Consider the following 2,268-nt stretch of genomic DNA (forward strand, 5'->3'; position numbering starts at 1 on the left):
CATTGATGACGTACTGACACTGCGCGCGCGCCAGTTCCGCGAGGATCAGGGGCCGCTGGCGCACCCGGTGCGCCCCGAAAGCTATGTGGAAATCAACAACTTCTACACCGCCACGGTCTATGAAAAGGGCGCCGAAGTGATTGGTATGCTCAAGCGGCTTGTCGGCGACGAAGGTTACCGCGCCGCGCTCGATCTGTATTTTGACCGCCACGACGGGCAGGCAGCGACCATCGAAGACTGGTTGAAGGTCTTTGAAGACGCCACCGGGCGCGACCTTGGCCAGTTCAAACGCTGGTATTCCGATGCGGGCACGCCGCGCCTAAGCGTTGAAGAACACTGGAAGGACGGCACCTATACGCTTGATTTCACACAACTAACGCCACCAACGCCGGGGCAGCAGGAAAAACCGCCACGGGTAATTCCCATTGCGGTCGGCCTGCTTTCGCCCAATGGCGACGAGGTGGTGCCGACGCAGGTGCTGGAAATGACCGAGGGCAAGCAGAGCTTTTCCTTCCCCGGTCTTGCCGCGCGGCCGATCCCCTCGATCCTGCGCGGCTTTTCCGCGCCGGTGGTGTTGGAGCGCACGGTTTCCGCGGCGGAGCGCGCGTTCTTGCTGGCCCATGATACCGACCCCTTCAACCGCTGGGAGGCGGGGCGCGCGCTTGCCCGCGAGGCTCTGATTGCCATGATCGGTGGGGCCGCACCCGAGACCGAGCACCTTGATGCGGTCGGCAGGCTATTGCGTGATGAGTCGGCAGACCCCGCGTTCCGCGCACTTTGCCTGAGGTTGCCGGGCGAAGACGAGATTGCCGGCGCTCTGCACGATCGCGGCACGGTGCCGGACCCAGACGCCATTCACGCGGCACGCGAGACTCTGGCGCGCGCGCTGGCCGAACGCCACGCGGCATTGCTTGCAGAAACCTACTCGGCCATGGCGGTGCCGGGGGCCTATGCACCCGACGCGGCCGCGGCAGGGCAGCGCGCGCTGCGGCTCGCCTGTCTTGGGATTCTCAGCCGCATCGACGGCGGCGCACAGGCGCAGGCACTGTTCGACGCCGCACCGAACATGACCGAAACACTGGGTGCGCTGGTCTGCTTGATCGAGGTTGGGCGGGCCGAAGCGGCGCTTGCCGCGTTCCGCAAGCGTTGGTCGGGCGATCGGCTGGTGATGGACAAATGGTTCATGGTGCAGCTTGCCCATGCCCAGCCCGCCGACGCGCCAGCGCTTGCCGCGCGCCTTGCCGCCGACCCGGCGTTCGACTGGAAGAACCCGAACCGTTTCCGCTCGCTGATGGGCGGCTTTGCGGCCAACCACGCAGGCTTTCACCACGCTTCGGGCGAAGGCTACCGCTTTTACGCGGATTGGCTGCTGCGGCTTGACCCGCTCAACCCGCAGATGGCCGCGCGCATGTCCACCGCGTTCGAGACTTGGCCACGCTACGATGCGGCACGGCGCACGGCCGCGCAGGCAGAGCTTGCCCGAATCGCTGCGGCACCAAAGCTTAGCCGCGATATGGGCGAAATGGTGGCGCGACTAGCGGCCAGCGCGGGCTAACGCGCGGCGAATGCCGCACAGTTGCATTAAAAAAGCGTCGGGCGGCGCACAATCGCACCGCCCACGCGCGGCTGTATCGCAGTCGGCGACAATGAAGAAAGTGCCGCCACAATTGCCTTATTTGCGCCACATTTGGTGGGCGAAAATGTCGCATGAAAAGCTTGGATACATATGAATACCGCCGCCAAGGCCGCAGGCCCGCCAGCTACGCCGCGCTCGGGTTTGGCATGGGCCTGACCTATGTCAATTACCTGATTGATGCGCCTTTGCTGGGCTGGATCGCGGTCAGCCTGCTTTTGGCAATCACGCTGAACCGGCTGGCGCTTAACCATACGGCGGGGCTGCAAATCGGGCGCGGGCGGCTAGAGGTTTACCAAGGCAAGGACCGGCGCAACTTCGCACTGGCGCGCATCAGCGGTGCCGAACTGGGCCGTGGTTCGTGCCTGTTGCATATGTCCGATGGCTCTCGTGTTGCGCTGCCACATGCAGCACTTCCACCGCGCGAGCGGCTGGCCGAAGAGCTTCGGGCCTGCGGTGTGCCGGTCAATTTCGGAAACGAGGGCAGCGAAGGCCGGCGCGCCATGCGCCAACAGGCGGCGCTTTACTAGGGCCCGACCTTCACTCTCCTATCTCGGGATCCATCCGCGGCGCTGGTGCCGCTTCGGCCTGTTTGCCCAGCCGCGCATTAAGCGCAGATGACTACCAAAAGCGTC

Annotated in this window: 2 protein-coding genes; both read left to right on the forward strand. The window is 64.7% G+C overall.

Annotated elements, in window-relative coordinates; all coding sequences use genetic code 11:
- On the forward strand, positions 1-1,555 hold a 1,555-nt coding region (locus ABY403_RS15850; RefSeq protein ID WP_372841780.1), incomplete at its 5' end, for a DUF3458 domain-containing protein.
- Positions 1,556-1,707: 152 nt separating this feature from the next.
- Entirely contained in the window at positions 1,708-2,163 is a 456-nt protein-coding gene (locus ABY403_RS15855; RefSeq protein WP_372841781.1) for a hypothetical protein, read from the forward strand.
- Positions 2,164-2,268 lie beyond the last annotated feature (105 nt).

The sequence above is a fragment of the Phaeovulum sp. genome (assembly GCF_041596715.1).
Classification (GTDB): Bacteria; Pseudomonadota; Alphaproteobacteria; order Rhodobacterales; family Rhodobacteraceae; genus UBA6213.

Coding starts and splice junctions, on each gene's coding strand:
- ABY403_RS15855 (WP_372841781.1), top strand. CDS start 1,708: ATGAAAAGCTTGGATACATATGAATACCGCCGCCAAGGCCGCAGGCCC.